Origin of the sequence: Rhodococcus sp. MS16 (genome assembly GCF_013277795.1) — a bacterium.
In the GTDB taxonomy this organism is placed as follows: Bacteria; Actinomycetota; Actinomycetes; order Mycobacteriales; family Mycobacteriaceae; genus Rhodococcus_F; species Rhodococcus_F globerula.
The window spans coordinates 53,572-76,212 of sequence record NZ_VBTM01000010.1 but is presented as its reverse complement, the minus strand read 5'-3'; the positions used below and the strand labels follow the sequence as shown (position 1 = coordinate 76,212).

The 22,641-nt window shown below is 61.7% G+C and carries 21 protein-coding genes; 12 read left to right on the top strand and 9 right to left on the bottom strand.

The genetic code is table 11. The features are described from left to right. Positions 1-25: 25 nt before the first annotated feature. The gene (locus FEZ60_RS21965; protein ID WP_095887173.1) at positions 26-916 is read left to right on the top strand and encodes a LysR family transcriptional regulator; all 891 of its coding nucleotides are present in this window, start codon (positions 26-28) and stop codon (positions 914-916) included. Here the strand turns inward: FEZ60_RS21965 and FEZ60_RS21960 are convergent. Continuing rightward, on the bottom strand, positions 850-1,794 hold the full coding sequence (locus FEZ60_RS21960; protein ID WP_172936989.1) for a LysR family transcriptional regulator: 945 nt from the start codon (positions 1,792-1,794) through the stop codon (positions 850-852). The genes FEZ60_RS21965 and FEZ60_RS21960 overlap by 67 nt on opposite strands. A 159-nt stretch (positions 1,795-1,953) precedes the next feature. Between FEZ60_RS21960 and FEZ60_RS21955 the strand changes: the two genes are divergently transcribed. Genes FEZ60_RS21955 through FEZ60_RS21930 form a run of 6 tightly spaced genes read left to right on the top strand, consistent with a single transcriptional unit; the run spans position 1,954 to position 7,980 of the window. Next, complete coding sequence (locus FEZ60_RS21955; protein ID WP_172936988.1) at positions 1,954-3,513, top strand: AMP-binding protein; 1,560 nt, start codon at positions 1,954-1,956, stop codon at positions 3,511-3,513. Beyond that, positions 3,510-4,556 (top strand): MBL fold metallo-hydrolase, encoded by a 1,047-nt coding sequence (locus FEZ60_RS21950; RefSeq protein ID WP_095887171.1) that lies wholly within the window; start codon positions 3,510-3,512, stop codon positions 4,554-4,556. Before FEZ60_RS21955 ends, FEZ60_RS21950 begins: the two co-directional genes overlap by 4 nt. A gap of 38 nt (positions 4,557-4,594) precedes the next feature. Then, complete coding sequence (locus FEZ60_RS21945; protein ID WP_172936987.1) at positions 4,595-5,356, top strand: crotonase/enoyl-CoA hydratase family protein; 762 nt, start codon at positions 4,595-4,597, stop codon at positions 5,354-5,356. Next, a complete protein-coding gene (locus FEZ60_RS21940; RefSeq protein WP_172936986.1) occupies positions 5,353-6,165 on the top strand; it encodes an enoyl-CoA hydratase-related protein in 813 nt (270 codons plus the stop codon). The genes FEZ60_RS21945 and FEZ60_RS21940 overlap by 4 nt, the downstream gene beginning before the upstream one ends. A gap of 30 nt (positions 6,166-6,195) precedes the next feature. After that, positions 6,196-7,098 (top strand): LysR family transcriptional regulator, encoded by a 903-nt coding sequence (locus FEZ60_RS21935; protein WP_033233291.1) that lies wholly within the window; start codon positions 6,196-6,198, stop codon positions 7,096-7,098. Positions 7,099-7,101: 3 nt separating this feature from the next. After that, positions 7,102-7,980 carry a LysR family transcriptional regulator gene (locus FEZ60_RS21930; protein ID WP_033233289.1) on the top strand — a complete coding sequence of 293 codons (879 nt, stop codon included), beginning with the start codon at positions 7,102-7,104 and terminating at the stop codon, positions 7,978-7,980. Here FEZ60_RS21930 and FEZ60_RS21925 read toward each other — a convergent pair. The 5 genes from FEZ60_RS21925 to FEZ60_RS21905 all read right to left on the bottom strand — a co-directional run bounded on the left by FEZ60_RS21925 (position 7,977) and on the right by FEZ60_RS21905 (position 14,066). Continuing rightward, positions 7,977-8,939, bottom strand: coding sequence for a nitronate monooxygenase family protein (locus tag FEZ60_RS21925; RefSeq protein ID WP_172936985.1), 963 nt, complete (start codon positions 8,937-8,939; stop codon positions 7,977-7,979). The genes FEZ60_RS21930 and FEZ60_RS21925 overlap by 4 nt on opposite strands. Next, a complete protein-coding gene (locus FEZ60_RS21920) occupies positions 8,940-10,622 on the bottom strand; it encodes an AMP-binding protein (protein ID WP_172936984.1) in 1,683 nt (560 codons plus the stop codon). It abuts the gene before it with no gap. Positions 10,623-10,633: 11 nt separating this feature from the next. Continuing rightward, on the bottom strand, positions 10,634-11,398 hold the full coding sequence (locus FEZ60_RS21915) for an SDR family NAD(P)-dependent oxidoreductase (protein ID WP_033233280.1): 765 nt from the start codon (positions 11,396-11,398) through the stop codon (positions 10,634-10,636). A gap of 55 nt (positions 11,399-11,453) precedes the next feature. Next, positions 11,454-12,584: a thiolase family protein gene (locus FEZ60_RS21910; protein ID WP_141485165.1), complete on the bottom strand. Its 1,131-nt coding sequence runs from the start codon at positions 12,582-12,584 to the stop codon at positions 11,454-11,456. Positions 12,585-12,719: 135 nt separating this feature from the next. Beyond that, on the bottom strand, positions 12,720-14,066 hold the full coding sequence (locus FEZ60_RS21905; RefSeq protein ID WP_239654633.1) for an MFS transporter: 1,347 nt from the start codon (positions 14,064-14,066) through the stop codon (positions 12,720-12,722). Between the two features lie 288 nt (positions 14,067-14,354). On the opposite strand from FEZ60_RS21905, the gene FEZ60_RS21900 reads away from it, so the two are divergent. Next, positions 14,355-15,512: an acyl-CoA dehydrogenase family protein gene (locus FEZ60_RS21900; RefSeq protein ID WP_172936983.1), complete on the top strand. Its 1,158-nt coding sequence runs from the start codon at positions 14,355-14,357 to the stop codon at positions 15,510-15,512. A 67-nt stretch (positions 15,513-15,579) separates the two neighbouring features. Here FEZ60_RS21900 and FEZ60_RS21895 read toward each other — a convergent pair whose 3' ends face one another. Genes FEZ60_RS21895 through FEZ60_RS21885 form a run of 3 tightly spaced genes read right to left on the bottom strand, consistent with a single transcriptional unit; the run spans position 15,580 to position 18,730 of the window. After that, a complete protein-coding gene (locus FEZ60_RS21895) occupies positions 15,580-16,809 on the bottom strand; it encodes a CoA transferase (RefSeq protein WP_172936982.1) in 1,230 nt (409 codons plus the stop codon). Positions 16,810-16,829: 20 nt separating this feature from the next. Continuing rightward, positions 16,830-17,858 carry a MaoC family dehydratase gene (locus tag FEZ60_RS21890; RefSeq protein WP_172936981.1) on the bottom strand — a complete coding sequence of 343 codons (1,029 nt, stop codon included), beginning with the start codon at positions 17,856-17,858 and terminating at the stop codon, positions 16,830-16,832. After that, complete coding sequence (locus FEZ60_RS21885) at positions 17,855-18,730, bottom strand: aldolase/citrate lyase family protein (protein ID WP_172936980.1); 876 nt, start codon at positions 18,728-18,730, stop codon at positions 17,855-17,857. The genes FEZ60_RS21890 and FEZ60_RS21885 overlap by 4 nt, the downstream gene beginning before the upstream one ends. 220 nt (positions 18,731-18,950) lie before the next feature. On the opposite strand from FEZ60_RS21885, the gene FEZ60_RS21880 reads away from it, so the two are divergent. Genes FEZ60_RS21880 through FEZ60_RS21865 form a run of 4 tightly spaced genes read left to right on the top strand, consistent with a single transcriptional unit; the run spans position 18,951 to position 22,619 of the window. Then, the gene (locus FEZ60_RS21880; RefSeq protein ID WP_033233268.1) at positions 18,951-20,102 is read left to right on the top strand and encodes an acyl-CoA dehydrogenase family protein; all 1,152 of its coding nucleotides are present in this window, start codon (positions 18,951-18,953) and stop codon (positions 20,100-20,102) included. A gap of 31 nt (positions 20,103-20,133) precedes the next feature. Further along, entirely contained in the window at positions 20,134-20,880 is a 747-nt protein-coding gene (locus tag FEZ60_RS21875; RefSeq protein ID WP_033233266.1) for a GntR family transcriptional regulator, read from the top strand. A 51-nt stretch (positions 20,881-20,931) separates the two neighbouring features. Then, on the top strand, positions 20,932-21,384 hold the full coding sequence (locus FEZ60_RS21870) for a MaoC family dehydratase (RefSeq protein ID WP_172936979.1): 453 nt from the start codon (positions 20,932-20,934) through the stop codon (positions 21,382-21,384). A gap of 38 nt (positions 21,385-21,422) precedes the next feature. Next, positions 21,423-22,619, top strand: coding sequence for an acetyl-CoA C-acetyltransferase (locus FEZ60_RS21865; RefSeq protein ID WP_092804087.1), 1,197 nt, complete (start codon positions 21,423-21,425; stop codon positions 22,617-22,619). The last annotated feature ends 22 nt before the right edge of the window (positions 22,620-22,641 follow it).

The window sequence follows — 22,641 nt, the reverse complement described above, 5'->3', positions numbered from 1 at the left end:
TTGGTGTCCGTCGTAAAGTCGACGGGTGGACCTACGTCAGATCGAGTATTTTCTCGCCGTTGCAGGCGGGGAGTCCTTGGCGACGGCGGCGCAGTCCATGTCGGTGACCAAGCCGTCGTTGTCGCAAGGTATTCGCGGTCTCGAACGTGAACTGGGCGTCGAACTCTTCCACCGCGTCGGTCGGGGTCTTGTCTTGACGTCGGCCGGACGCGCACTGATCGGGCCCGCTCGGCAAATGATGCGAAGTAGCGCAGCTGCGTCCACTGCTGCGATCGGGGTGGATATCGAACCAAAGGGCCGCCTGGACATCTGCTCTGCCGCTCAGGGACTGGAGGGGCCGGTGGCGCGGATCGTGGCCGATTTCCGTCGACGCTGCCCGGGAATCACGGTGCGTGTCAGCGAGCTCCCACGCGGCGATACCGCCGAACAGGTATTGGCTGACGGGGTGTGCGAGCTGGTTTTCAGTTATTGGCCACCGGAGATGTCTGAACTGTCGACACACGTCATCGGAGTGAACGACTACTGGCTTGCTCTTCCCCCGCAGGCGCCGCTCTCGGTCTGGCCACGTGGAATTAAACCTGCTGTGGGAGAGCCTGTCTCGTTGACCGCGCTTCCTGATCTTCCCGTGGTCGGGGTGCTGAAGCACTCACAGGCCCGGATCGTCATCGAGTCTTCCTTGCATGCTGCCGGTGCCAGAACACGGATGTCGACGGAACTTGCGCAGCGGGAAACCGTCGGGGAATTTGTCCTCGCCGGTTTGGGTATGGCGTTCATGGAACGTTCGCTTGCCGAACGTGCAGCTGCGTCGGGGGCCGAGATTTTCCCGTTGAATCCAGTGATCTCGCTGACCTACGGCATCGAGTTCGATCCGGAGAGATTGTCGCCGTTGGGAAAGTTGTTTGTCGAAGGACTATGAGCGGTAGGGAGATTCGAAACCAGCGCCGCCGCAGCCGGTGACAACGGACCGTCACGAAAGACGATGCGTGTCCGTCGGATGACTGGTGGGTCCAGCGATCGAACGCTCGCCGCGGGGGAGTCCTGCTCGGCGATGGAGCGGGGCAGTAGTGCGGCGCCGACACCGTGGCCGACCATCTCACGAACGGCCAGGCGATCGGGGACCTCGGCGACGACGTTGACGAGTACCCAGTCGCCTCCGACCGGGTAGCTGCGACGGCTTGTCCGTGTTTCGACGATCATGGGCAGGGCCCCGATCGACGTGCGGGGCACCGGATCGGGAAGGTCGGCTGCAAGTGCCGGTGGGATCGACAGAACCATCTCCTGAGCGCTGGTCTCGATCTCGAGAAGGCCGTCCGACGGTCCGTCCGCGAGATCGCGTTCGAGAAAACCGAGTTCGCACCTGCCCGACCGGACCAAGGCCAGCACCTCGTGGGCGCTGGGCGCCGCGGTTGTGGAGAAGGTGATACCCGGAGCGGTGCGGTGAAGCTGACCAGCCAGATCGGCGACCGAGTCGAGCGCAAGGTCGGATTGAACAGCGATGGTGAGTTCACCCGATTGCAGTGCGATTACCGCAGCGACTGCGGTCTCGGCCTTGGCGACGTCACGCAGTAGTGTCCGAGCAGCGTCGGCGACGGCTGCTCCGGCAGCGGTGGGGATCAAGCCTCGTGCAGTGCGCTCGAACAGTGTGGAACCGAGAGTCCGTTCGAGATTGCGCACCGCCTGTGACAGCGACGGCTGGGAGATGTGCAGTGCGTTCGCGGCGGCGGTGACACCGCCGTGATCGACAACGGCAACGAGGTACTGCGCGCTGCGAATGTCCATCCCGGGTGCCTGCATCTGACGAATTCTCCCAGATGATGCCGTCTCGACTGTGATGACATCCTTCGACCTGCCGATATAGGTCTGAGCTATGGCTCGGTGCGCCTACTCGTCTTTGTGGCGCGGGCCATAGCGATGGTCGACTGTTCCAGTACCGCCGAATCTCAGGAGCATGATGTGAGCGAGCTTCACCTGCCCAACCGGATACGTCACTCGGCGTTGGCGCGACCATCCGACCCCGCGATCACGTGCGGCGACCGGACATTGACGTGTGCCGATCTCGATGCCGAGACCAATGCGTTGGCGAGTGCACTTGTGGGGGTTTCCAATGGCGGTGCTCGTGTCGGAGCACTACTGCGAATGGGCCTCGAAGGCGCGGAAACTTTCATCGCGTGTGCAAAGGCGGGCGCGGTCTTCATTCCGTTGAACTGGCGGCTCAGTCCGCGGGAGCTCGTGGACGTCGCCGAGGACGCAGAACTCGACGTCTTGATCGTCGACGACGAGTTCGCAGTAGGGGCCGCCGCGATCTCCGCAGTGTTGCCGGAGGTGACGGTTGCTACTGTGGGAGATGAAGGGGGCGTGACAGATTCGCGAACCTGGGCAGAGTTCGTGGCGTCCGGGACGGGTATCGACCCCGGACTGGGGCACGATCCGGACACCGCGGTTCTGCAGCTGTACACGTCCGGGACCACCGGCCGCCCCAAAGGCGTCGTGGCCACACACCGGAATTTGTACAACGAACCCGTGGGGTTCGAGGTGTACGAATTCGGTTCGAATGCAGTGGCTCTGGACGCACTTCCCCTCTTTCACATCGCTGGTGCCGGCTGGATGAGTACGTGTCTGTCGGCCGGGGTGCCGATGGTTCTGCTCGGCGACATGGCGCCGGCCCGGGTGGCTGAAGCCATTGCAACACACCATGTCACCCACGCATTTCTGGTACCGGCGGTAATTCAGACACTGGTCGATCTGCCCACTCTCGAGGGTTTCGATCTGTCCAGCTTGGAGGTGGTTGCGTATGGGGCGTCGCCCATCACGCCGGCGCTCCTCGCTCACGCTATGAATGTTCTGAACTGCAAATTCGTTCAGCGCTACGGGATGACCGAAACAACGGGGTCTGTGTCCGTGCTTCGTGCCTACGACCATCACGTCAGTGGGCCGCGCTCCGGGTTACTGCGGTCGGCGGGAAAGCCGATGATCGGCGTGGAGATCTCCATTCGCGACGTCATGACGGGCGAGGAGTTGCCGCCCAACGAATCCGGAGAAATTGTCGCGCGCAGCAGAAACAACACGCGCGGATACTGGCGACGTGAACGCGAAAGCGCCGAATTGTTCACGCACGACGGCTTTCTTCGAACGGGCGACGCCGGGCACCTGGACGACGAGGGCTACCTGTTTGTCACCGACCGTCTCAAGGACATGATCATCACCGGCGGCGAGAACGTCTATCCGATCGAGGTGGAATCGATTCTGGCCGAGCATCCTTCGGTTGCCGAAGTAGCAGTTGTCGGGGTTCCCGACAAGCGCTGGGGTGAATCCGTCACCGCGGTGATCAAACTGGTCGACGGTGCAGACGTGCCAAGCGTCGACGAGCTGATCGCCTTCAGCGCAGCGAGGTTGGCGTCGTACAAGAAGCCCAGACAGATCCATTTCGTGGACTCCCTACCTCGCAATGCGAGCGGGAAACTGCTCAAGTCGAGCCTGCGAACCACGCTGAGTGCGAGCGGAGAAGCATTGTGATCGTGACCGAAGACGTCGGCGTCGCACAACGCGAGGCCTGGGCGAAGAACATTCTTCCGCCGGTGGAACAGGTACGGGACGGTTTGTGGTCGATTCCGGTTCCTATGCCGGACAACCCTTTGCGTTACGTGCTCGTCTACGCGCTCGCGCTCGACCACGGACTTGCACTCATCGACGTCGGTTGGGATCACGAACAGTCGTGGCAGGCTCTCGTGGACGGCATAGCGTCGATCGGTTACCACGTTTCCGAAGTGCGGTATGCGGCAATCACACACCTGCATCCCGATCACTTCGGTCTGGCGCCGCGTCTTCGGCAAGTCAGCGGCGCAACACTGGCAATGCATGTGGCTGATGCGACGCTACTCGGATACCACGGTCCCGAACAGGCACGCGAGGACATCACCGGCTGGAATGTGCAACTGTCCGAACTCGGAGCGCCGACTGCAGTACTCGACGCGTCTCGGGTCGATCTGGTGCGGTTCGGCGAGCATGAATCAATCGACGTTGTTCTGGGCGATGGAGATCCACTCGATCTGCCGGGATGGAATCTCCGCGCGCAATGGACGCCGGGGCACACACCCGGACACCTCTGCTTCGTGGAAGAGGACAGGGGCTTGTTGTTCAGCGGTGATCACATGCTGCCGCGGATCAGTCCGAACATCTCCACGGTTCCCGGTGAACTCGAGAATCCGCTGCATCGCTACCTGCTCTCACTCGAGGCAACAACAGCCTTGGGTGAATGCGAGGTGCTGCCCGCACACGAGTATCGATTCCGCGGGATCGCCGATCGCGCACGTCAGTTGATGGGACATCACGAGGCGAGGCTGTCGGAAATCGTTGCGGCCGTTGCGGCCGATCCCGAATCGACGGCCTGGGAACTGTCGCGCACGATCTCCTGGTCTCGCCCGTTCGATCAGATGTCGCCGCGACTACTTCGCCTGGCAGTCCGCGAAACCCACGCTCATCTGGTGGTGTTGGCCAAGCGCGAGATGGTGACCGCGTCCGGCCGTTCGCCCGTGCGATGGAGTCTTCGATCGCTGTGACCATTCAAAAATTCTCATCACGGAAGTAGGAACCGAACATGAGCGTTGTGCTCACCGACTTCGCCGACGGCATCGCCGTCATCACACTCAATCGACCCGAGGCCAAGAATGCGGTCAACCTCGAACTTGCACAAGCCTTGGCTGCGGCGATCGACGAGTTCGAGGCGAGGTCAGATCTTACTATCGGCATTCTGACCGGATCTGGTGGAACCTTCTGCGCCGGTATGGATCTCAAGGGATTCGCGCGCGGAGAACGGCCGTCACTCCCCGGTCGTGGATTTGCCGGATTGACCGAGGCCCCGCCGTCGAAGCCGCTGATCGCAGCGGTCGAGGGTTGGGCGCTGGCAGGCGGCTGTGAACTGGCCTTGGCGGCCGACCTGATCGTGGCGTCTACCGATGCGAAATTCGGCTTGCCCGAAGTGAAGCGGGGGCTTGCCGCTGCCGCCGGCGGTCTTCTGCGTCTGCCCAAGATCCTGCCGTATCAGCTGGCCATGGAGATCGCAATCACCGGTGACCCGCTCAGCGCCACGTTGGCGCATCATCACGGGCTGGTCAATCGGCTCGCCGAACCTGGACAAGCACTGGCGGTCGCACGTGAACTTGCGGCGCGGGTGGCGGCAAACGGTCCATTGGCAGTTCGAGCAACCAAGCAGGTCCTCTCGATGTCCGCGAAGTACACCGACCCGGATGCTTTTGTCGCGCAGCGCGAATTCATCGATCCGGTCTTTGCTTCCCGTGATGCCAAGGAAGGCGCCACGGCATTTGCCGAGAAGCGTTCTCCCGTGTGGAGTGGCTCGTGAGTGCCGAAACCATCGAGCGTGCGGCCGTCAGTGTCGAGCGCATCGGCGCTGTTGCCACGATCGTGCTCGACCGACCACACCGTCGCAACGCCCTGGACCTCGAGGCCTGGATCGCTCTGCGCGAGGCACTGCACGAACTTCAGGAGGACTCGCAGATTCGCTCCGTGATCCTGACCGGCGCGGGCGGCACCTTCTGTGCGGGCTCCGATCTCGACAAGCGAGGCTCGTCGCACCCGCTCGATCGCATGCGAGTCATCAACGCAACCGCGATCGCACTGGGTGAGTTTTCCAAGCCCCTGGTGGCGAAGGTCGAAGGGTTTGCGGTCGGAGCCGGATGGAACATGGCATTGCTCTGCGACTTCGTGGTGGCGGCACAGGGTACGAAGTTCAGTCAGATCTTTGCCAAACGGGGGTTGTCCGTCGACTTCGGCGGGTCGTGGATCCTGCCGAGGCTGGTCGGCGTCCAGCAAGCCAAACGTTTGGTGATGCTCGCCGAGACGATCGACGCACGGGAAGCCTACGAACTCGGATTGGTGACCTATCTGGTCGAACCGGCCGAACTCGACGAACACACGGCCGAACTTGCGCAGCGGTTGGCTGACGGTCCGCCTGCCGCATTGAGTCAGTCTGCTGCCATGCTCGAGCAGCACACCTCGCTGACCTTACGAGAGGCGTTGGACAACGAGGCGAGGGCACAGGCCGTCAATTTCGCGACGGACGCTACCGACGCAGTTCGAGCCTTCGTGGAAAAGCGCGAACCGGTCTTCACCGGAGAGTGGGCGGTATCAGGGGCACCTAGAGTGGAATGAGGGATGCATCGCTGGTCGTATGATGGGTGAGTGGATCTGCACTTTGTTACCTACTTCGTCGCTGTTGTCGACCACGGTGGGATAACGAAGGCGGCTCAGTCTCTCTACATTTCGCAACCTTCGCTTTCTCAGGCGATTCGTACGCTTGAACGCCGATTGGGTGCCACTTTGTTCGACCGGACGGGAAGACGTCTGGTCCTCACCGATGCGGGCCGCACATTCGATCTCGCGGCCAGGCGAATCCTTGCCGACGTCGAGCGCGCGAAGGCCAAGGTGACCGCCGTCCGTGAACTCGAGTTCGGTCGTGTCGACGTCGTGTCGTACTCGGCATTCTCGATCGATCCGATGGTCGAGTTGGTTCGGCGATTCCGGGCCAACTTTCCGAAGATTGTCGTGCGGGTTCTCGATACCTTCGGGCCGGCCGGAGTGGATACTGCCCTGAGGCGTGGATCCGCCGAGGTCGGAGTCACCGATCTGAGTATCGGATACGAAGGTCTGGTCACCGCACCGATAACGACCCAGGAGATGGTGCTCGCCACACATGTGTCGTTGTCCGACAGGCTTGTGAAACCGTTGGTCGATCCGGTTCGGCGCGACGTCCTCCATGCTCTGCCACTGGTGGTAGATCTCGGAGATCAATCGAACCAATTCCGTTCTCTGCTCAGTGCCGGTGCAGAGAACGTCGTGGTGGATTGTGTGCACCCCGTGACCACCTGGGAACTCGTGCGTCGGGGCATCGGAGCCACGGTTGTGCCGAGAAAGGTTGCGCAGCAACAGATGAAGGATGTGCTCGCGTTCTCGTTCGATCCGCCGCTGGCCCGAGACGTCGGTCTTGTCTATCGCGCCGGTGAGCAGTCACCCGCGGCCGCCGCTTTCATCGCAACAGCAGCCGAAATGGCCACCGCTGCTGCAGGATCCACGGCGAGGGAGTGAACTGTGGAATTTCGGCAGATGGAGTACTTTCTCGCGGTTGTCGAGAACAAGGGAATCAGTGGTGCGGCTGCCGCGCTGGGCGTCGCTCAGCCGACAGTGTCTCAGGCACTGCGCGGGCTGGAACGCGAACTGGGAGTAAGGCTCTTCCATCGGATCGGGCGGGGGATGGTGCTCAGTGCGGCCGGACGCAGTCTGGTCGGGCCGAGCCGTCAGGTGCTCCGCGATGTTGCTGCCGCCGAGGGGCAGTTGACTGCTGCTGACGGCGCCGTCGTCGGTCGACTCGACATCATGGCGTTTCCCGCTCTCACGTCCGGGACCATCGTCGATCTGATCGCCGAGTTCTGCATTCGGTATCCCCGGGCGCGAGTGAGGTTTTCGGAGTTGGAGCGTGAAGACAATCTCGATTCTCTGATCCGTGACGGCCATTGCGAATTCGCGGTTGCCCATTTGCCACTCGAAGCAGCGAAGGGATTCGAGATCATCGAGCTGGGCGAACAGGACTATCGACTGGTCTATCCTGTCGGAACCGAACTTCCGGAGGGGCCGGTGCGCCTTGCCGAGATGCCCGACATTCCCATGGTTTTTGTTCCTCGCGGAGCAGCGATGGGCGACGCTATCGAAGACTCGATTCGCAAGGCTGGGACGAGAACCGAGCTCGCCGTCGTCACTGAGCAGCGGGAATCGAGGCTGCCCATGGTCATTGCCGGGCTCGGCGGGTCGTTGGTCGAGCGTGCCGTGGCGAAGTCGATGCCGGGACAGGTTGTGGAGCGGGCCTGTGAGCCGAGATTCCTGCGGACGTACGGGCTTGTCTTCGACCCGTCCATCCTTTCTCCGGTGGGGCAGGCATTCGTGGACTTGGTGCACGAATGCCTGCCGGGCTAGAGACGGCAGATGCGTTCGCGCGCAGCATCGAACTCGGCGGCGAGACGCTCGACCACTGCGTGTGTCGGAAGGACAGCGTCGATCGGTCCGATTCCCTGACCGGCGCCCCAAATGTCGCGCCACGCCTTGGCATCGGTGTCGGTCGTCGCGAAACTCATTGCGGAAGGATCGGATTCGGCTAGGTTGTCCGGGTCCAATCCCGCAGCCTCGATGCTGCCGCGCAGGTAGTTTCCGTGTACTCCGGTGAACAGGTTGGAGTAGACGATGTCGGAAGCCCCGGAACCCACGATCATCTCCTTGTACGCGGGATCGGCGTTAGCCTCTTCGGTTGCGATGAATGCCGAGCCGACGTAGGCCAAGTCGGCTCCCGCAGCGAGTGCAGCGAGAATCGAATCTCCGTGAGCGATGGCGCCAGACAACAGAACTGGACCGGCGAACCACTCCCGGATCTCGCGAATCAGAGCGAACGGTGATTGCGTACCGGCATGACCACCGGCACCGGCAGCTACCGCAATCAGTCCGTCGGCACCCTTCTCGACGGCCTTGCGCGCAAAGCGGTTGTCGATGACGTCGTGAAGGACGATTCCGCCGTACGAATGAACGGCATCGTTGATGTCGGTGCGAGCGCCGAGCGAGGTGATGACGATGGGCACCTCGAACTCGGCGATGGTTGCCAGGTCCTCTTCCAGTCGGTTGTTGGACCGGTGGACGATGAGGTTGACAGCAAAAGGTGCGGACGGATTTTCCGGGTGCTCACGATCGTGTTCCTCACGCGCCACTGTGATCAGCTTCAACCAATCCCGAAGCGCTGATTGTGGGCGAGCATTCAGTGCCGGGAACGACCCGATGATCCCAGCGGTGCACTGTGCGATGACGAGGTCTGGAGTCGAGATGATGAACATCGGTGAGGCGAGAACCGGTACCCGCAACCGAGAGGTCAGATCGGCGAAGGTTGTCATCTAGGAACCACCTGTCTTGTCGACGGATTCGAGAAGCCTCGAGCGAAGGTCGGTCTTGAGGACCTTGCCCGCGGCGGAGGTGGGGAGTAGTTCGACCTCGACAACTTCGCGAATCTTCTTGTACGGCAGCACCTGTTCGGCGACAAACGACTTGATCTGCTCGGCGTCGAATTCAGCTCCGGGAATCATCACGACAAAAGCCACCGGCTCTTGACCGTTGCTTCCCACCTCGCGGCCGACGACCGCAGCCGTCGAGATTGCGGGGTGCGAGATCAGAATTTCCTCGAGTTCACGGGGATAGACGTTGTACCCCTTGTAGATGAGCATGTCTTTGGCGCGGTCGCAGATGAAGAGGTATCCGTCCGAATCTTCGTATGCGATGTCTCCGGTGTCCAGCCACCCGTCGACAAATTGCTGTGCAGTGGTTTCCGGGTGGCCGAGATAGCCGTCGGTGACTTGAGGTCCGCGTACCCACAGTTCGCCGCGTTCGTTCTCGGCGAGCACTGTGTGCCTGTCGATCTGGTCGCGAATCTGGATCTCGGTGTCGAAGATCGGGAACCCGACGCTGCCCTGACGGTATTCCGAACCGTTGATCAGCGGAGCTGCCGTGACAACACAGGTCGCCTCGGTCAGCCCGTAACCCTCGACGACAAGAGCTTTGGGAAATGCGCGGCGGAGAGCTGCTAGCGTGACGCTGTCGATCGGGGCGGCGCCCGAGGACACGACGCAGACGCTGTCGGTGTTGCGCACGTTCGCGTCGGGGTGGACCGACAGTGCGTGCCACATGGCTGGTGAGCCGGTGAGATAGGTGGCGCCGTGCTTTTCGATCAATTCGAGCATCCGACCGGGTTCGAACCGGCCGGCAAATACTTGAGTGAGCCCGGAAATCAACAGGAACGACGTGTTGAGCAACGAATGTGCGTGGAAGAGAGGCGAGACCACGATAGTCGCCCCCGTTCCCGGCGTCGGCCCGAGCACGTCGAGGCCGTCGATGGGCCGCGGCGTGACGAGTCCGTCGGCACCTACGCCCAACTCGTGCCCGGTTCGCCAGCCACACATCTGGGTGACGTTGCCGACTACGTTGCGGTGAAGAACGCGAACGCCTTTGGAGACTCCGGTGGTGCCGCCGGTGAACGCAATGTGCGCGACGTCGTCACTTCGGACGGAGGCAGGGGTGAATTCGGTGGGTAGACCCGCGATGAAGGAGCCGAACGCGACGACGGGCTCCGGTGCGTCAACGGCGACGTCGGGGTCCTGAACCATGACGATCGTGCGGACGGAGGTTCCCGACGCTGCCCCGAGGAGTGTGTGCAGCTGTGCGCTTTGAGTGACCGCAGCGACGGCCGACGTCTCCTCGATCTGCTTGCGCAATCCCGGTTCCGGCTGCAAGGGGTTGACCAACGTGACCGTTGCCCCGGCCTGCAGGCAGCCGTAGTAAGCCTGCAGGAACTCGACGCAGTTTCCGAGGTGCAGCAACACGACATCACCGACACCGACCCCGGACTGTCGCAGCGCGCCGGCGAATTGTGCACTGCGCTCACCGAGTTCGCGGAACGTGCATGTACGCTCACCGTCCACGACGGCGAGGCGGTCACCGTAGAGAGCCGCCATGCTGGGCGCCCAGTACGCCATGGTGGTGTCTGGATACTGCATATTGTGGCGCAGTTGTGGATTGGCAGTCATGCCCCCGCCCGTCACCTGGGCGCCATCCGGATAGCGCCGTCGAGTCTGATGGTTTCGCCGTTGAGGTAGCCGTTTTCGAGGATCGATACCGCCAGCTGGCCGAACTCGTCGGGGCGGCCCAACCGCGACGGATTGGGAACCGAGGCTTCGAGGCCTGCCCGCACGTCTTCGCGCAGACGTGCCAGCAATGGTGTGTCCATGATGCCTGGCGCGATGGTGTTGACGCGGATACCTCGGCTGGCGAGATCGCGGGCAGCGGTGACGGTCATACCGACGATCCCGGCTTTGGATGCCGTGTAGTTGATCTGGCCGATCTGACCTTCGAAGGCTGCGACCGACGCCGTCATGACGATGGCGCCGCGCTCACCGTCCACGACATCGAGTTCTGCCATCCGCTCGGCGCCGAGACGGAGTGCGTTGAACGAACCGACGAGATTGAGTTTGACGACGAACTCGAAATCCTCGACCGATCCGGCTTTTCCGTCCTTGTCGAGAATGCGCATGCGACGTCCGGCACCCGCGCAATGGACAACAGCGCGTAAGCCACCGCGTGCGTGCGCCGCGTCGAGTGCTTCCGTGAATTGTTCGCTGTCGGTGATGTCGGCCTCGACGAATTGTGCCGCAGCCCCGAGATCGGCTGCTATCTGCTTACCTTCGGACGAAGGCAGGTCGATCAGCGTGACGTGTGCTCCGGCGTCGAGTAGCCGTCGAGCGGTTGCCAGGCCCAAACCTGAAGCGCCGCCGGTGATCGCGGTGGAAAGTCCCTCGAGTTTCATGAATTAAGTTCTTCTTTCCTGCTGGATGACGAGTAGACCGGACAATGACGTCGGGTCAGATCAATTCGAGAATTGTCGCGTTGGCCATGCCGCCGGCTTCGCACATCGACTGCAGTCCGTAACGGATTCCGTTATCGCGCATGTGATGCGCGAGCCGAGTCATCAGAATTGCGCCGGATCCTCCGAGCGGGTGGCCGACCGCGATCGCGCCGCCGAGCGGATTCAGACGATCGATGGCGGCGCCGGTTTCCGCCAACCAGGCCAGTGGGACGGGCGCGAATGCCTCGTTGATCTCGAAGGCGCCGATGTCGTCGATGGACAACCCTGACCGCTCCAATGCCTTTGCCGTGGCGGCAATCGGACCGGTGAGCATGATGACAGGATCATCGGCCGCGACAACTGCTGTGTGAATACGGACGAGGGGCTTCCAGCCACGTGCTCGGGCGTACTCACTGGTCGTGACGAGTGTGGCGCCCGCTCCGTCGGAAATCTGAGAAGAGTTGCCGGCGTGGATCACTCCGTCTGCGTCGAACGCTGCCGGCAGTTTCGCGAGCGACTCCAGGCTTCCTCCTCGCCGAATTCCTTCGTCCTGAGATAAGTCGGCGATCGGAGCAATCTGTCCGGTAAATGCACCCGCATCGGTAGCGCGCGCCGCGAGTTCGTGTGAGCGGAGGGAGTATTCGTCGAGAGCCGTCCGTGTGAGTGCCCATTTGCGAGCCATCATCTCGGCGCCGGTTCCTTGACTGAATCCGTCGACGCCGAATCGTTCGAGTACCGAAGCGGGAAAATGCTCACCGTTCTTGCTGGCAGTTCCCATCGGCACTCGCGACATCGACTCGACGCCGCCCGCTACGACCACGTCGTTCTGACCGGAGATGACGGTGGCCGCGGCGAAGGAGACTGCCTGTTGGCTCGATCCGCAGGCGCGGGTCAGCGTGACCCCGGGAACGCTGTCGGGCCAACCGGCGGCGAGTGCGGCTGTGCGGGCGATGCTTCCGGCTTGTTCGCCGACCTGACTGACGCATCCCCAGATCACGTCGTCGACCGTTGCCGCGTCGAGTCCGGTCCGTTCGGCGAGTGCACGCAGCACGTGTGCAGACAGATCCGCCGGATGGATCTCCGAGAGGGCGCGGCCGCGTCGGCCGATCGGTGTACGTACTGCGTCGACGATGACGGCATCTCGCATGTGTCTCTCCTGCTGTTCGTGCCCGGTGTTGCGACTGTGCGGTCGGGGCGTGCTTCGAGTCGATCACGAGCAAGGCCGACCCGGCAATGTCTTTCGGTGAATGGCTTTGTTAGCGAATGGCTATGAGTGGAGTTCTCAGCCGCGGATGAGCTTTCGGTCGCGGTCGGGATTGGCGAAGACGAGTACCAGAACCGCTGCAATGACGCCGATGATGCCGATTGCCTGGAAGGACTGGGCATAACCGTCGGCAGCCGTTGCGGCGTTATCCACGATGACTCCCGTTGCGTAAGGCGCAATCAGGCCACCGATCGACATGATGGCGAGGAAGAATCCCATGGTTCCGGCAGTCTGCTGCGGCGGGCACAGTTCGGAGATCGCGGCGTTGATGAGTGGGAAAGTGATTGCCGAGAATCCGTAGCCGATCGACACCATGGCGACCGCGAGGGCGGGAGCGGAGATCTGGGGGAGGAACAGGAGAATCGATCCGCAGATCAGAACGCCGACACAGGGAACGATGATGCGAACTGTGCGAGACGTGAAACCGCGGCCGATCAACTTGTCGGTGACGGAACCGGAGGTGATCATGAGGATCAGGCCCACGATCGACGGCAGTGCAAACATCGAACCGGCTTGCATCGCACTGTAACCGAGGCCGACCTCGAAGTACGACGGCAGCCAGGTGAGGACGACGGTGGTCAGCGCGTAGATGGCGGCGATGAGGAAGCAGCAGCTGACAAACGTGCGGGAGAGCAGGATCTTGCGCCACGGAACGTTCGGTTCGGTGACTGCTTTTGCAGTCGTCTCGACTGCTTCTTCGGTATCTGCTTGCTTGGTCGCCTTGACTGCCTTGCTCGTGTACGGTCCTTCGGACCAACCGGCCAGCCAGCAACCCATCCACACCAGACCGAGAACGGAGAGCGAGAGAACTGCTGCGCGCCAACCGTAATGAACGGCGATGAACGTCAGCACGGGAGCGAGGGCGATCTTTGCGACGGAAGCGGATCCGGCGAGCATCGCGCCGGGAAGGCCGCGCTTGGCCGGTGGGTGCCACGAATATGCGGCGGTGTGCATCAGAGCCGAACTGGGTCCTTCGGCAAGTCCGAGCAGCATCCTCGAGACGATCAGCATTGCGAGACTTGCGCCGAGAACGAGGGGGAGCATGACCACGGACCAGATCGCCGCCAAGATCAGCAGCGCCCAACGAAGGGTCAGGTACTTGTTCAGGGGTCCGGCCATGAAGCCACCGATGCAGAACATCAGGAAGAACAGTGAGCCGACCATGCCGATTTGCGACGACTTCAGTCCGAGCTCACGTGCAAGCGGCTGAGCGATGATTCCGAGGACTGCTTTGTCGGCGTAGTTGACGACGTAGAGGAAGACGACCAGTCCGGTCATCGTCCATGCACGCTTGCGGGTGCCGAAGACCGGGACGACAGACGATTCTGGTTGGACGTCGTTACGATGCTGCGCGATGTTGGTCACGGGCGTCCCTTCGAGGTTGGTAGGCGGTGGCGATCGTGATCGAAGCACGGCCTCGAAGCGATCGATTGTGTGCGTTGCCGGCAGTCCTATTCAACGTGTTCTGGATCACTTTCGGCAATGTCGCGTCGGTGATCGGAACGATAGCGGTTACCTATGTATCGCAGGTCAGGGGGTATTGGAATGCCCTATCGGACACATAGGTGATGGGTGTTGGATCGCACGCAGCAAATTGAGGCAAGGTGAGAAAAAGGATCACCCTCGTTTCCCTTGACCGACTGGAGTTCATACATGCAGCGCACCGTGTTCAACGAGGATCACGAGGCATTCCGGGCAACCGTCCGCGATTTCATCGCGAAGGAAGTGACGCCAGTCCACGAGAAGTGGGAAGAAGACGGTCACCCGCCCCGTGATTTCTATCGCCGGTTGGGTGAGCTGGGCGTACTCGGAATTCAGGTTCCGGAGGAATATGGCGGAGGCGGTGAGTCCTCGCTCAAGTTCAATGTCGTCGTAGCTGAGGAAGTTGCCGCGGCCGGGGCGTCGTTCGGCTCGCAGTCGGTCCATACGAACCTCATCCTGCCGTACCTGCTCGAGTACGCAAACGAGGAACAGAAGAATCGGTGGCTGCCCGGGTTTGCATCCGGCGATCTGATGTTCGCGATTGCGATGACCGAACCGGGAACGGGCTCGGATCTGGCGAACATCGCGACGTCGGCCAAGCTGTCCGAGGACGGTACGCACTATGTGCTCAACGGAGCCAAGACGTTCATCACCGGCGGCGTGCTTGCCGATCGCATTCTGGTGGTGTGCCGGACCGCGCCCAGTACCGCGGAGAACCGTCGTAGTGGATTGTCGATTCTGGTGGTCGATACATCGTCACCGGGTTTCTCGGTGGGGCGCAAGATCAACAAGATCGGGCTCAAGACCTCGGACACCGCGGAGCTGTCGTTTGTCGACGTCCAGGTGCCTGTCGAGGATCGTCTCGGCGAAGAAGGCTACGGCTTCGGCTATCTGACCCACAACCTGGCTCAAGAACGATTGACCATTGCTTTCGGTGCGGCCGCGACGGCCACAGCAGCACTTCGATTTGCCATCGATTACGTCAAGGATCGCAAGGTCTTCGGCAAGCCGGTTGCGGCGTTCCAGAACACCAAATTCGTTCTGGCGGAGTGCGCTACCGAAGTTGATGCAATCCAGTTGGTGTCCGACAACGCACTGGAGTGTCATGACCGTGGCACGCTGACCATCGCCGATGCAGCAAAGGCAAAGCTGTTCTGTACTGAGGCGGCCGGTCGAGTAATCGACAAATGCCTCCAGTTGCACGGTGGGTACGGGTACATCACCGAGTACCCCATCGCTCGCCTCTACGCTGATACACGCGTCACGCGAATCTACGGTGGTACAAGTGAAGTCATGAAAACCATCATTGCAAAAGATCTTGGCCTCTGACAGTTCTTGTGTACCTACAACTTCGGCCTCGGGAGGGTTTCCCGAGGCCGAAGTTGTATGCGGGTGATCAGAGTGAGGCAGTGCCGACTATGCCGTTCTTTGCCAGCTCGGCCGCACGATCTGCAGTCGTGCCGAGGATCTCGGCCAGTACGGTCACGGAATCTTCGCCGACTACCGGGGCGGGTCCGGTCGTGAAGTGAGTTCCGTTGAATGATGCGGGATGACCGGCGGCGAGGTAGGAACCGATACGAGGTTGTTCGAGCGTCGTGAACATCGGGTTCTTTTCGAGTTCGCCGGATTCGACAACCGTTTCGAAACTCCGGTAGCGCTCGGACAGGATCGATGTCTTGTCCAGTGCTGCAGCAACTTCGCTACCGCTGTGTTCACGAAACCAACGCGAGAACAGTGCGGTGAGCACCTCGCGGTGGGTGTACCTGTCGGCTTCGGTGGTGAAATCTGCGCCCAAGGCAGCTTCGACGGCTTCGACGGCTTCGGTTGTTCCGGTCATGGCCGTGAGGTCACGGAAATGGCGGGTGGTCAGCGCGACGATCATGAAACGTTCGTTGTCGCTGGTGAGAAAATCGATTCCGTACGTTCCGTACACCGCGTTGCCGCCGGACGTGCGGCTGTGTCCGTTGATCTGGACCTCGGTGAAGTACCCGAGTGTGCCCGCCGTTGCGAGCGCGACGTCTTCGAGGGGGAGGGTGATCTGTGAACCCTCGCCGGTGGCGTCCCGTTTGCGTGCTGCAGATGTAATTGCCAGTGCCGCATGCAACCCGCAGGCCATGTCCCAGGCCGGAAGTACGTGATTGACGACGCCGGCGTGGTCTGCAGGCCCGGTCATCATCGGAAATCCCAACCCGGCGTTGACGGTGTAGTCGACTCCGGGGGAGCCGTCGCGGCGGCCCAGGATTTCGAGGGTGATGACGTCTTCTCGCAGGGCGGCGAGGGTGGCGTGGCTCATCCACGCGCGCCCGCCCGCGTTGGTGACCAGGATGCCGTTGCCGGGGCCGGGCGCGGTGACGAGTTGTTGCACCAATTCCTGCCCCTCGTCGGAGCGCATGTTCACGGCGAGTGACTTCTTGCCCTTGTTCAGGCCCGTCCAGTAGATGCTCTCGCCCTGGTCGGTCACCGGCCAACGGTTGTAATCGGAAGCGCCGCCGATGGGATCGATTCGGATGACCTCGGCGCCGAGTTGGGAGAGGGTCAGCCCGCACAGGGGAGCCGCGACGAAGCTGGAGATCTCGATGATGCGGAGTCCGGCCAACGGGCCAGCGGAGGTGTTCTGGGTGGTCATGATGGTCCTTAGCGTGTCGGTCATGCCATCAGAGCTGTGAATCGCCAGTCCAGCACGGGAGTGTCGGTGGCAGAGCTGTTGTGGGAGTAAACAAGTGATCGAAGCTCGACGGCTGTGCCGTGTTCGAGTGGAGTGGCGCTCTCGACGCGGAGTTCGCTCGTGAGCGTATCGCCTTCGTGGACGGGTCCGGTGTGATCACACGAATGCCATCCGAGAACGGTGACCAGGTTCGGGAGTGCCCGAGTTGCCTGCGCGAGGGCGATACCGATGGTGTGGCCACCGTAGACAAGACGGCCATGGGCGCCGACGCGTTCGTCGTGATGTGTCGCCGCGATGTTGAGGCTCAACCGGGCGAGTTCGGGTGCGCTGGAGACGACGTCGCCGCTGCTGCGGTGGATCGAACCGACCAGTGCCTGATCGAAGTGCTTGCCGGGAACCTTGTTTCGGTAAGCGTCGAGGTTCCAGTCTTTCGGCGTCACGTACGGGGCGAGCGCGTCAGGGCCGATGGACGACAGATCGTCGTCGTGCCGCGTGCGCCCGTCGTCAGGATTGCCGCTCAGTGGCAGCATCGCACATCGGTAGAAGTCGAGAACGGTGTTGCCGTTCTGGTCGGTGGACGTCATCCGCAGTGCCGCAAGGCCGGTGGGGGCGCGGCCGGGCTTGGACGAGTTTTCGCGCAGTCCTACCACCTCGGTACGCGTGTACAGGGTGTCGCCGAGTAGTGGGAAGCGGTGGAATCGCAGTCCGCGGTAGAACAGGTTGGCCTTCACGTGGTGGGTAACCACCGTGGACTGGCCGATCGCGATGTCGGTGACCAAACCAGGATTGGCAACGGGTGCAGCACTTCCCGTGACTGCAGTCGAGAGATGGGCGTCGAGGGAAAGTCGCATCCGGTCGCCGAGGATGCCCTGATGGGTGGCGGCAAGGCCACTCGTCAGCGTGACGGCGGGAGCTTCGTCGAAAACCTGCCCGTGGGTGAGTTCGTCGAAATACGGTCCACCGACATAGTGCTCGGCGGCGTAATGGTCGCTCCCATTCTGTGCGCTCATGCGCTGACTCCTTCTGCTCGGGCGAGTGTGCGACGCGCTGCCACGGCGACGGCTTCGTCGAGCATCTGGCCGTCGAGTTGTGCGGCGCCGGCGCCGGAGGCTTCGGCTTCTTCGAGTGCGCCCAAGACGCGTCGGGCGTCGGTGACATCGGAGTCCGATGGTGTGAATGCCGCAGTAGCGGAATCGATCTGCGCCGGGTGGATAACCCACTTTCCGTCGAATCCGAGCGCGCTGGTCCAGGCCGCGGAGTGGCGGAAGGCGTCGTCGTCGGTGATCCCGAGGAAGGGGCCGTCGATGGCAGCGATACCGGCAGTGCGGCAGGCGATCAGAATTCTGTCCTGCACGGCCAGCCAGTGCTCCGGGAGAGCGGTCCGCGAGCGTCCCAGTGCTGCACCGAGATCGGCGTATCCGATGACGATTGCCTGCAGGCGCGTCGTCGATCGGGTGACGGCGTCGACGTTCGAGACGCCCAACGGCGTCTCGATGAGCGCTTGCAGGGTAACGGAGTGTCCGCCTGCTGCCACGAGAAGTCGCTGCGCTTCGAGGAGTTCCTCGGCAGATTCCACCTTCGGGACTATCGCACTGGTCAACGATTTGCCGAGTAGGCCGCACGCGGTCATGTCGGCGACGAACCACGGGGTCGTCGGTCCGTTGACGCGTACGGACACGGTTCGGGAAGCGCCGAACTCGCGAACGAGTTCGGTGACAAGCTCGCGGGCGGTGTGTTTATTGGCCGTGGTGACGGCGTCCTCGAGATCGAGGATCACCTCGTCCGCGGTCGAGTTCAGTGCTTTGCGTGCTTTGCGCTCGTCTGATCCGGGAGCGACCAGGGCGGTGCGGCGTCGGACAGATCGGTACTCGTTGTTAGTCACGTGTGTCGATTACCTCGATCAGGGCCCAAATGTACGGCCAGTTGAAAATGTGGTGAGTTGCCGTGAATCAGTCGAAATTGCGTGGCTATTTCCAGAATTGCACTGGTTTTCCCACGATGCTGGCAGCATTTGCGGGTGACTGTCAAGGCGAAGTGTTGACAAAGGGCCAACAATGGCTAAATATGGCCGTACAAACTTTGAACAATGTCGAGGCGGATTCATGCTCAAGCTCAACGACGAAGAGACCTTCCTGGTCGACACGGTGCGATCGTTCATAGATCGCGAGGTCAAGCCTTCCGTGCAGGAGGTGGAGCACGCGAACGAATATCCCGAAAAGTGGATCGACCAGATGAAGCAGATCGGGATCTACGGCCTCGCCATTCCCGAGGAATACGGTGGATGCCCTGTATCGATGCCTTGCTATGCGCAGGTAACCCAGGAGCTGTCCAGAGGTTGGATGACGCTAGCGGGTGCAATGGGTGGCCATACGGTGGTAGCCAAGCTCATCACCCTGTTCGGCACCGAGGAACAGAAACTGAAGTATCTGCCGCTGATGGCAACCGGTGAAATTCGAGCCACCATGGCTCTTACCGAACCGGGTGGTGGCTCCGATCTGCAGGCGATGACAACCAACGCCAAGAGTGACGGTACCGATCTGGTCATCAACGGAGCCAAGACCTGGATCACCAATGCGCGGCGATCCGGTGTGATCGCACTGTTGTGCAAGACGGATCCTTCGGCAAGTCCGCGGCATGCCGGTATCTCGATCGTCCTGGTCGAACAGGGCGAGGGGCTCAACGTTTCCCGTGATCTCCCCAAGCTCGGCTACAAGGGCGTCGAGAGCTGCGAGTTGTCCTTCGACAACTACCGCATCTCCGAAGATGCGATCCTCGGCGGCGTGCCCGGTAAGGGCTTCGGTCAGATGATGAAGGGCCTCGAAACCGGCCGTATCCAGGTGGCTTGCCGGGCGCTCGGTGTTGCGACCGCTGCACTCGAGGATTCGCTTGCCTACGCGCAGCAGCGTGAAAGCTTCGGCAAACCGATCTGGAAGCATCAGTCGATCGGTAACTACCTCGCGGACATGGCGACGAAGCTGACCGCGGCTCGGCAATTGACCTGGCACGCGGCAGAGAAGTACGACAGCGGCGAGCGGTGCGACATGGAAGCCGGAATGGCCAAGCTGTATGCGTCCGAGGTTGCCATGGAAATTGCGTTGTCCGCGGTTCGCATTCACGGTGGCTACGGTTATTCGACGGAATACGACGTAGAGCGCTACTTCCGGGACGCCCCACTGATGATCGTGGGCGAGGGCACCAACGAGATTCAGCGCAATGTCATCGTCGCGCAGCTGGTTGCGCGCGGTGGTCTGTGACCACTCGGTGAGCCAGTAGAATCTGAATGCTATGAGCGGTAAGGAAAGAGAGACGGAGCCGGCGTATCAACGCCTCTCCCGTGAGCTTCGTCAGCAGATATCCGCCGGAACTTACCGCGACGGCCTTCAGCTACCCACCGAATCCGAACTGGCGGCGCGGCACGGCGTGAGCCGCCAGACGGTTCGACGAGCATTCCACGACCTGGTTTCCGAAGGCATCGTGTATCGGGTCCCGGGTCGTGGCACGTTCGTGACGGAGAACACCGGCCAGTATCTGCGGCATCTGGGGTCCATCGAAGACCTGATGAACCTGTCGAAGGACACGACAATGGAAGTCGTCGCGCCACTGGTTCGGCGTGTGGACATCGAAGCGGCAAGCAGGCTCCGGTTGGATACGGATGTGGTGTATACGGTGGTATTTCGCCGATTTCACGAGGGCATTCCCTTTGTACAGACCACCGCACACTTGCCCGAAGCTGTTGCCCGTCACATCGTGGACGCACCCGAAATGTTGGCAGGTGCTGTCAGCTCCTATACCGTGATCGGGTTATTGGAGCCGCTGTTGGACAGTCCGATAATCGAAGCAGCGCAGTCGATTACGGTTGCACCGGCTACTGCTGACGTTGCCAGGGACGTGAATTGTGAACCCGGGCATGCGATGTTGCGCGTCGATCGCCTGTATACCAACGCTGCCGGCCTGGCCAACGAATTGTCCGTCAGCTACTTCCTGCCCGAGCAGTACACCTATCGAGTGACGCTACGACGAGGCGCGCACTAGCGGTTCCCGCGGACGTATCTCGTTGTCACCCAAAATCTCTCAGGAGAGACTATGCGAGTATTCAACGGAATCGACGACGTCGAGTCGGCAGTAGGCGAGCACCTCGGATACAGCGAGTGGTTTCCGGTCACCCAGGAGCGAGTCGACAAGTTTGCCGACGCGACCGAAGATCACCAGTGGATTCACGTGGATCCCGAACGCGCCGCGCAGGGTCCGTACGGCGGCACCATTGCACACGGCTACCTGACCCTGTCACTGCTGCCCGTGCTCGGTGCCCAGGTGATGCGCGTCGACGGCATTGCCATGACTGTCAACTACGGCAGCAACAAGGTTCGATTCCCCGAACCGGTCAAGGTCGGTTCGTCGGTTCGCGCAGGCGCTGAAATTCTGTCGTTCGAGCGCACTGCGAAGGGCGCGACGATTGTCGTGCGCTACACGATCGAGATCGAGGGCGCTACCAAGCCTGCGCTTGTTGCCGAGACGGTTCGTCTGCTTGTCGCCTGAGTCATTCTCACACTTACAGAACAAGATTCGAGGAAATCATGAAACGAGCAGCGCTGGTTGCGCCGGTTCGGACCGGGGTGGGCCGCTTCGGCGGGGCACTGCGTGACGTGCCTGCCGAGACTTTGGCAGCCACAGTGATCAAGGAGACGGTTCGTCGCAGCGGCATCGACCCTGCCCGCATCGACGATGTTGCGATGGGGCAGTCGTACGCCAATTCGGAGGCACCGTGCATCGGCCGGTGGGCAGCGCTCGAGGCCGGGCTTCCCATCTCGGTTGCCGGTTTCCAGACGGATCGCCGATGCGGAACGGGCCTGCAGGCCATCATCACCGCTGCGATGATGGTTCAAACAGGCGCTGCTGACGTTGTTGTTGCGGGCGGCGTCGAATCAATGAGTGGCATTGAGCACTACACCACCGGAGCGCGATGGGGCACCAAAGCCGGTGGGCTGCAACTGTTCGACAGGCTCGATCGTGGGCGTGAGCGGTCACAGCCGGAGTGGCGATTCGGCAAGATCAGCGGCATGATCGAAACCGCGGAGAATGTCGCGCAACGCTGCGACATCAGTCGCGAGCAGTCTGATCAGTTTGCGGTGGACAGTCATCGCAAGGCAACGGCAGCGCGAGATTCCGGCCGTTTCGACACCGAGATCGTCTCCGTGGAACTGACCGATCGTAAGGGCAACGTCACGGAGTTCCGCAGCGACGAGGGAATTCGCGACGACACGTCGATGGACACACTCGGTCGGTTGCGGACCGTCACGAAGGGTGGCGTCGTCACGGCCGGAAATGCCAGTCAGCAGAATGACGCTGCGGCTGCGATGTTGGTGGTTGCCGAAGATCGACTGGACGAGTTGGGTCTCGAACCGATCGGCTTCCTGGACAGTTGGGCTGCCGCCGGCTGTGAACCCGCGCTGATGGGACTCGGACCCGTCGCAGCAGTATCGAAGCTCTTTGCCCGGACCGGCGGCAGCTTCTCCGATTTCGAGTTGGTGGAGCTGAACGAGGCATTTGCGTGCCAGGTTCTCGGCGTCGTGAAGGAATGGGGCTTCGAGGACCTCGATCGGCTCAATGTCAACGGGTCCGGAATTTCACTCGGACATCCCGTCGGTGCGACGGGTGCCCGGATGACGACTACAGCCCTGCATGAACTCAGTCGCCGCGGTAGCGGAAAAGCGCTGCTGACCATGTGTATCGGCGGCGGGCAGGGCCTGGCCGCTGTGGTGGAATCCGCCTGAGCGTCCCCTGGGTACACTCCGT

Excerpts from the sequence above, each read along its gene's own strand:
- FEZ60_RS21925 (WP_172936985.1), bottom strand. The coding sequence starts at position 8,939 with ATGACAACCTTCGCCGATCTGACCTCTCGGTTGCGGGTACCGGTTCTC.
- FEZ60_RS21880 (WP_033233268.1), top strand. The coding sequence starts at position 18,951 with ATGCTCAAGCTCAACGACGAAGAGACCTTCCTGGTCGACACGGTGCGA.
- FEZ60_RS21895 (WP_172936982.1), bottom strand. The coding sequence starts at position 16,809 with ATGACCACCCAGAACACCTCCGCTGGCCCGTTGGCCGGACTCCGCATC.
- FEZ60_RS21890 (WP_172936981.1), bottom strand. The coding sequence starts at position 17,858 with ATGAGCGCACAGAATGGGAGCGACCATTACGCCGCCGAGCACTATGTC.
- FEZ60_RS21945 (WP_172936987.1), top strand. The coding sequence starts at position 4,595 with ATGAGCGTTGTGCTCACCGACTTCGCCGACGGCATCGCCGTCATCACA.
- FEZ60_RS21910 (WP_141485165.1), bottom strand. The coding sequence starts at position 12,584 with ATGCGAGATGCCGTCATCGTCGACGCAGTACGTACACCGATCGGCCGA.
- FEZ60_RS21870 (WP_172936979.1), top strand. The coding sequence starts at position 20,932 with ATGCGAGTATTCAACGGAATCGACGACGTCGAGTCGGCAGTAGGCGAG.
- FEZ60_RS21915 (WP_033233280.1), bottom strand. The coding sequence starts at position 11,398 with ATGAAACTCGAGGGACTTTCCACCGCGATCACCGGCGGCGCTTCAGGT.
- FEZ60_RS21900 (WP_172936983.1), top strand. The coding sequence starts at position 14,355 with ATGCAGCGCACCGTGTTCAACGAGGATCACGAGGCATTCCGGGCAACC.
- FEZ60_RS21960 (WP_172936989.1), bottom strand. The coding sequence starts at position 1,794 with ATGCAGGCACCCGGGATGGACATTCGCAGCGCGCAGTACCTCGTTGCC.
- FEZ60_RS21875 (WP_033233266.1), top strand. The coding sequence starts at position 20,134 with ATGAGCGGTAAGGAAAGAGAGACGGAGCCGGCGTATCAACGCCTCTCC.
- FEZ60_RS21920 (WP_172936984.1), bottom strand. The coding sequence starts at position 10,622 with ATGACTGCCAATCCACAACTGCGCCACAATATGCAGTATCCAGACACC.
- FEZ60_RS21865 (WP_092804087.1), top strand. The coding sequence starts at position 21,423 with ATGAAACGAGCAGCGCTGGTTGCGCCGGTTCGGACCGGGGTGGGCCGC.